The 7,412-nt window shown below is 47.5% G+C and carries 6 protein-coding genes and 1 pseudogene; 1 reads left to right on the top strand and 6 read right to left on the bottom strand.

The annotated features are described in order from the left end of the window. The 6 genes and pseudogenes from F8N00_RS14635 to F8N00_RS14610 form a co-directional block, all read right to left on the bottom strand. Positions 1 to 992 (bottom strand): annotated as a pseudogene (locus F8N00_RS14635) (hypothetical protein); the annotation flags it as partial. A 176-nt stretch (positions 993 to 1,168) separates the two neighbouring features. Continuing rightward, positions 1,169 to 2,503: an alkaline phosphatase gene (locus tag F8N00_RS14630; protein ID WP_035399156.1), complete on the bottom strand. Its 1,335-nt coding sequence runs from the start codon at positions 2,501 to 2,503 to the stop codon at positions 1,169 to 1,171. Between the two features lie 104 nt (positions 2,504 to 2,607). Further along, positions 2,608 to 3,045, bottom strand: a complete 438-nt coding sequence (locus F8N00_RS14625; RefSeq protein ID WP_023466821.1) for an NUDIX domain-containing protein — start codon at positions 3,043 to 3,045, stop codon at positions 2,608 to 2,610. 55 nt (positions 3,046 to 3,100) lie between these two features. Then, positions 3,101 to 3,520: a hypothetical protein gene (locus tag F8N00_RS14620; protein WP_023466820.1), complete on the bottom strand. Its 420-nt coding sequence runs from the start codon at positions 3,518 to 3,520 to the stop codon at positions 3,101 to 3,103. Next, positions 3,510 to 3,932, bottom strand: a complete 423-nt coding sequence (locus F8N00_RS14615) for a DUF1934 domain-containing protein (RefSeq protein WP_421018452.1) — start codon at positions 3,930 to 3,932, stop codon at positions 3,510 to 3,512. Before F8N00_RS14615 ends, F8N00_RS14620 begins: the two co-directional genes overlap by 11 nt. A 108-nt stretch (positions 3,933 to 4,040) precedes the next feature. After that, positions 4,041 to 5,699 carry a glycoside hydrolase family 13 protein gene (locus F8N00_RS14610; protein ID WP_035399261.1) on the bottom strand — a complete coding sequence of 553 codons (1,659 nt, stop codon included), beginning with the start codon at positions 5,697 to 5,699 and terminating at the stop codon, positions 4,041 to 4,043. Between the two features lie 391 nt (positions 5,700 to 6,090). Here F8N00_RS14610 and F8N00_RS14605 point away from each other — a divergent pair. Beyond that, a partial coding sequence (locus tag F8N00_RS14605) for an NAD-dependent succinate-semialdehyde dehydrogenase (RefSeq protein ID WP_421018451.1) occupies positions 6,091 to 7,412 on the top strand: 1,322 nt, incomplete at its 3' end.

Here is a 7,412-nt window from a genome sequence, read left to right as displayed (position 1 = left end):
CATGGCGAGCGCTGTGTGATCGCTGCCGTTTTCATGTTGAGATGGTCTCGTAATTTAACGATCAAATCCATCGGCGACAGCATCTTCCCCGTTCCGCTCGCTGGGCACATATTCGTACAGCGTCCACACTCGACGCAAGCATACAGATCAACGAGCTGTTTCTGATTGAAATCTTCGATTCGGTTGACCCCGAAGCTGAATTCCGCTTCATCGTCTTCTGCCTCTTCCATGACCGATAGATCAATCGGTGCCAAACGCCCGACTTTCGACGTTCGACCGAGCCAAACGTTTGCTGTACCGGCAATCAAGTGCGCATGTTTACCTTGCGGGATGTAAACCATGAAGCTAAGTAAGAACAGTAAGTGCGCCCACCAGAAGAAAACGAATAATCCAAACGCAATTGACTCCGGCACCCAACTGAATAAGAACGCGATGCTTGAAGCAACCGGTTCACCGAGCGTCGAATGATTCTCATAGACAAGGAAGAATCCGTTCCCGAACAGGACGGCGACCATCAAACCACCGATGAAGATCAACGCAAGACCTGCCATGAAATTCCGCTTCAAGCGGACGAGTTTCTCGACGTACCGGCGATAAAATCCCCAAACGACGGCAATCAAGATGACGAGCATGACGATTTCTTGGAAGAATGTAAAAATCGGATAGAGCGGACCGAGTGGGACGTGCGGGAAACGCTGACCGACTGCGAGTCCTTTCCAGATAAAATCAATCGCTCCGAATTGAACGAGTAAGAAGCCATAGAACATCATGACGTGGATGGCGCCACTTTTCTTATCCTTTAATAATTTCTTTTGACCGAAGACGTTGACTAAGACTGCGTCTATTCGTTCTTTGTTCGTCAGTGTCCATTCCGCCTTTTTCCCCCGTTTAATGGCGGCATAACGACTTTTGACGAGTGACGTGAACAGATAGCCCGCATAGCTGATGACGAGTAGGAAGGCAATCCAGTTAATGAGTAAAAACGTATTCATGTTCGAACAAACCCCTTTCCCCCTAAAGCAGTTGTGTTGAAATGAGTATAGCATATAATGAATGGCTATTCATTCATTTTTTTCATTTAGTTTTTACTGTGTCACAGAAGCAGATAAGTACTTAAAAAAATCAAGCAGTGGATCATCCACCGCTTGATTTAATCACGTCCAATACATCATTTTTTTAATTTCATCGCATTGGCCATCAAACCAGGGATGTCCGTATTTTCATGCAATCCACTGAACTGTTCGCTTTGTGGACCGTACGCGTAGAGCGGAACGTCAACACCTGTATGCACGGCAGTCGTCCAGCCGACATACGCTCGTTTACTGATCATCTCATTCAATGTCATGACGCGTTTCTTCGCATCCACTTTTTGCAACGTCTGAATTTCTTCAGCCGTCAAATCAAACGTCGTTTCTCGTTTGACGACAGTTGCGATGTTCGATAAGTCGTCGTTGAACTGACGAACCATCTCATCTCCCGTCGCCTTGACGTTTTTCAAGACTTCCGGTTTCGCTACGTACTCATCGTATCCACCGACTGACATACCACCTGTATCATGGTCACCGGCAACGACGACTAAAGTATGTTTATCTTTTGCAGCAAAACGAAGCACTTTTTCGACAGCCTGGTGGAACGCTTCTGCATCCTTCATCGCCCAAGCAGCATCATGCGCGTGACCCGCCCAGTCAATCTGACTTCCTTCTACCATCAAGAAGAAGCCATCGCGATCTTTCTTCAATGTTTGCAGGGCTTTCGATGTCATCGTCGCAAGACTCGGTTGATTCGTGTTTTCCCGGTCCAGTTCTGGTGCCATTCCTTCTTCTGCAAACAATCCAAGAACTTTACGACCGTCCGTCTCATTTAGACTTTCGAGTGAATCCGCATACTGGTATCCTGCTCGTTCTGCTTTCTTCACTAGATTACCAGCCTCTTGAACGCCACCATTCTTTTGATCAAAAAAGAACTTCTGACCGCCACCCAGTAAGACGTCGACTTTCATTTCATCCATGTATTGCTTCGCGATGTCCGCTTCGTTCGCGCGCGTTGCGACGTGTGATGCAAAAACAGCTGGTGTCGCATGGGTGATGGCTGATGTCGAGACAAGTCCTGTTGCTTTGCCTGCTTGATCCGCCCGATCAAGAATAGACGCCACTTCTTTTCCACTTGGATCCATACCGATTGTTCCGTTGTTTGTTTTTGTTCCTGTTGCCATCGCCGTTCCGGCAGCAGCTGAATCGGTCACTTTCGTGTTTGCCGAATACGTCCGCATCATTCCTTTTAAGTGACCGTCGAGTTCCGTCTCCTCGCCTCCTTGATACCAGCGATAATTCGTTGCATAGGCAGCCGAATAACCGTCCGGGATCATGAAGATGACATTTTTAACCTTCGCTTGTTTCGTGTTTTGTTTTGCCTCGACCGGTTGAGCCGATTCATATGTATAGCCCGCAACTCCCGTCATAAGCACTGTTCCGAGAATACCTGTCGCCATCCATTTCCTGTTCATTTGTGTTTCCTCCCTGTTCACGATGATGGTTTCATCATACCGAGCGAATGTAAATGAACGATGGAGACGGCTTTAAGGAATGTAAAGAAACGATAACAGCCGAGTTACCACTTCATCTCTTCAAACATGTAATAGCCTTTGTGCTGTTCTTCTAAATATGCCGATAATGGAAGACGGACGTCTTCACTCGTGATGTACTCCGCTAACTCTGTTTGGTTGATCCACTTCGTCTCAATGATTTCTTCATCGGGATCATTTGGATCAAGTACACCACTCACTTCGCAATCAAAATAAGTCACGAGGCTGTGCGCTTGATAGGTCGGCATGAAGTTCTCCGTTAAGAAGGCAAACGACGACGATGTGACCGTCAAGCCGGTTTCTTCTTCCACCTCGCGACGCAGTGCTTGCTCGAGGGTCTCTCCAGATTCAATCTGTCCACCGGGTAAGCTCCAGCGTTTCTCCTGACCCGATTGATTATGGACGATGAGCAGTTGATCGCCCTTGCGGATGATCGCGACGATGATTCGATAAAGTGGATACATGGTGCTTCCTCCTAAAAAGACCAGCTTGCCTAAAACAAGATGGTCCACTGATTGTTTATTCTAGACCGAGCGACTGTGGCAGACGAACTGCACGTGCGAAGGCATTTTTATAGTCCTTTTTCGCGACTAACTTTTCGACTTCTCGGATTGCTGGATGCTGTTCGTCCGCGAACGCACCAAGAATCGTCAAGTAACGCTCGTATACTTGATCGTCTTCCTGACGTGCTTTCAAGAGTGCTGTATACAGCATGACGGTATCTTCACCGTATAAGACAGGTAGTTCTTCGTTAATTAAAAGCAGTGTATCAATCGCTTCTGGATCGACCTTCGGATTATATTCCGTGATGACCTGCTCTGCGAGTCCTTCGAGTTGATCGCGCCATTCGTTGTAACGCGGCTCATCGTTCTCGAGCCACTCAAACCATTCCTCTTCCAACATCTGCTCCATTTGACGTACTGTTTGTTCAAATGCCATTCGTCTCACTCCGTTCCCAAGTTAAATCAATCATATACGTACCGACTGCTTGTCCATTCATCTTTAATGTATAGCGAAACTGCATCTGCTGCCGCTTCATCTCAATCGTCTCCGTGTCCGTTTCCATCAACATCTGACCGAATTGACTGCCATACTGGCTTTTGGTCGTCTCTCCTAAAATGAAGACATGATGCATCGCAACAGGACCTTTACGATTCAAAGCAATCTGGTCTTTTGACCATTTGATCGTCGTATCGATCGGTTGTTCATCCGGCTGAACGAACTTCACGGCAAAACCGTCTTTTGTTTCGAACAATGTGCCGTCCGCCTCAAGTTCGACCGATTCACGCATCGGGCCGTCTTCGATCGTCGTCACCTGTCGTAATGACACCGGGTACTTTACTGGTTTCACTTCTATCACCTCATCGTTTAGCGTACACGATTTTTTCGTCTGATGCACCTTCTGCTTACATGCAAGAAAAAAACGGATTCGACAACTATCGAATCCGTTCAAAACATATTAGCGCACACGGTACAGACGAGCTTCGAATGGACGAAGTTCCAGCTCTGTTCCTTCATGGTGCATCGTCGGATAGTTGCCGAGCAACATATTGTCCGAGTGCAAGATGATGTCCGTATCGATTTCTGCTGTTTCGCCTTTTAAGTTCGTAACGATCAAGAATTGTTCGTCACCAAACGTCCGTGTATACGCGTAGACTTTCGTATCTTCCGGTAAGATGAGATCATACGCGCCATAGATCAATGTCTCTTCCATCTTACGGATTTGGATCATTCGTTTGTAGAAGTTCAAGATTGAATCTTCATCTTGTTCTTGCGACGCGACGTTGATGTCCGCGTAGTTCGGGTTGACACCAAACCATGGAGATTGATTTGAGAAGCCACCGTTTTGCTCGTTCGTCCATTGCATTGGTGTGCGTGAGTTATCACGAGACGAGTTCCAGATGACTTCCATGATTTCCTCATGTGTCTTCCCGGAAGCGAGTTGCATCTCGTACATGTTTTTTGTCGCAACATCATCATAATCCGAGATGTCCGGGAATTGAACGTTCGTCATCCCGATCTCTTGTCCTTGGTAGATGAACGGTGTGCCTTGCATGAAGAAATACATCATCGCAAGCGACTTCGCGCTCTCTTTCCAGTACTGTTCCTCGTCACCCCAAAGGGAGACCGAACGAACCTTATCGTGGTTTTCGAGGTATAACGCATTCCAACCTGTTGCTTCAAGTCCTTTTTGCCATTTCGTCAGCACTTGTTTCAGTTTGACGACGTCGACGCCTTTTTCTGCATCTGCACGCCAGAGATCCATGTGCTCGAACTGGAAGACCATGTTCATCTTACCGTTCTCTTCTCCGACCCAGAGATCCGCTTCTTCCGGTGTGACGCCGTTTGCTTCTCCGACTGTCATGATATCGTATTTCGAGAACGTCTCATCCTTCAACTCTTCGAGATACGCATGGATGCCTTCGACGTTCATGTGCATATCGAATGAAGGGACATACGGCATACCGAGCGGATTCGGGAGATCAGCGAATGATTGATCCTTGTTGATGTGACTGATCGCATCGATTCGGAAACCGTCGATACCTTTATCGAGCCACCAGTTGATCATCGTATAGACGGCTTGACGCATGTCGCGGTTTTGCCAGTTCAAGTCTGGTTGACGACGAGAGAAGACGTGCAGGAAGTACTGCTCTGTCTTTTCGTCATATTCCCATGCTGATCCACCGAAAATACTTTCCCAGTTGTTCGGTTCTCCACCATTGACCGCATCTTTCCAGATGTACCAATCGCGTTTCTCATTATCTTTTGACGAACGTGATTCAAGGAACCACGGGTGTTCATCCGATGTGTGGTTAACGACGAGATCAAGCAAGACCTTGATGTCGCGCTTATGCGCTTCTTCCATCAAGAGATCGAAGTCCGTCATCGTACCGAACTCATCCATGATGTCTTCATAATCACTAATGTCATATCCGTTATCGTCGTTCGGTGACTTGAACATCGGGCAAATCCAAAGAACGTCGACGCCAAGATCCTTCAAATAATCCAATTTTGCGATGATACCCGGAATATCGCCGATTCCATCGTTGTTTGCATCGTAAAAGCTGCGTGGATAGATTTGGTAAGCAACTGCTTCTTTCCACCAAGCTCGTGTAATTGTTTGTTGGGCCGTTTCAGGGCGCGGTATCATTTGTGTCATGTGTCGTGAATCCTCTCGTAGGTCAGTCTTTGGGGTGTTGTTTTCATCAGTTATTGAACTTCTATACACATAGCGCAACCGATTGCGCAATTCCTCTACCTTCATCTTATCAAATCCACTTTTAAAGTCAATGTTTCGGGGGTGATTCCACCATTTCACATCAACGGTTGTCACTCTTCGTTCACGCTGAATATTTCAGATCGTTTTACATTACATTTACTGAATTATCCTACACTGTTTATCGGTCGATTTCTACCCTTTTGCATAACCTTTCCTTCCGAAAGTGAATCTTTTTTTCTTCGTTCGGGTATACCCTTACCAATGCATGTAAAAAAGGGGGATTTTCAGGATGAAGGGACAATTCTTTATTGGTGGGCAATGGCTAGATCACGGACGAGAACGGACGGATGTTACGAATCCAGCAACTGGAGAAGTCGTCGGTAGTGTACCAAACGGAACAAAATCAGACGTCAACGACGCAGTAGAAGCAGCACGGAAGGCATTTCCTGACTGGTCGAAGCGGACAGTCTACGAACGTGCCGAACTTCTCGAGAAGTTATATGCGAAGATGATTGAGAAAAAAGATGAACTGGCTCGCCTGATGACACTTGAAATGGGGAAACCGCTCGCTGAGTCAGAAGGTGAAGTGCAGTATGCCGCAAACTTCGTCAAATGGTTTGCAGAGGAAGGAAAACGCGCTTATGGGCGTGTCATTCCAACGCATGATGCGAGCAAACGACTTCAAGTCATCAAACAGCCGGTCGGTGTCGTTGCTGCGATCACACCATGGAATTTCCCGGCTGCCATGATTACCCGAAAGCTTGCTCCGGCACTCGTCGCCGGATGTACGTTCGTCATCAAACCACCAACAGCGACTCCGCTTACCGCGCTTCGTCTTCTTGAACTCTGTCAAGAAGTCGGGATTCCAGAAGGCGTCGTCAATGCCGTTACAGGTAGCGGGAAAGCGCTTGGTGAATCACTCGCGACACATCCACATGTCGATAAGATCACTTTCACTGGTTCAACCGAAGTTGGACGGACGCTGATGGCTCAAGGAGCAGAGACGATCAAAGCGATGTCGCTTGAACTTGGCGGACATGCACCGATTCTCGTCTTTGATGACTGTGATCTCGATTTAGCTGTCGCTGAGACGATTAAGTCGAAATTCCGTAATGGCGGTCAAACGTGCGTCTGCGGAAACCGGATTTACGTATCCGACTCGATCTATGATGCGTTCGTTGAAAAACTCGGGCAAGAGACAGCGAAGCTGAAGACCGGAAATGGTCTTGATGCTGAGACGAAGATTGGACCGATGATCAATAAAGCGGGTTACGATAAAGTCAAAAAACATGTTGATGATGCGACATCCGCTGGTGCACGAGTCGTCACGGGCGGAACAGGAACGACTGATGAGGAGAACGATGTCTATTATTATGAAGCAACCGTTCTCGCAGACGTAAAACCTGGCATGCTGATCATGAACGAGGAGACGTTCGGACCTGTTGCTCCCGTCCAGCGTGTCAGTTCTGATGAGGAAGCGGTTCGTTACGCCAACCAGACACCATTCGGTCTCGCTTCTTATGTCTTTACGAAGGATTACGCCCGTGCGATTCGTGCGATCGAAGGGCTTGATTACGGAATCGTCGGCTGGAATGATGGTGTTCCTTCTGC

It is taken from the genome of Exiguobacterium sp. A1_3_1, from assembly GCF_048985645.1.
GTDB lineage: Bacteria > Bacillota > Bacilli > Exiguobacteriales > Exiguobacteriaceae > Exiguobacterium_A > Exiguobacterium_A indicum.
Note: the sequence above shows the minus strand (reverse complement) of the source record. Positions and strands in the feature narration are given on the sequence as shown.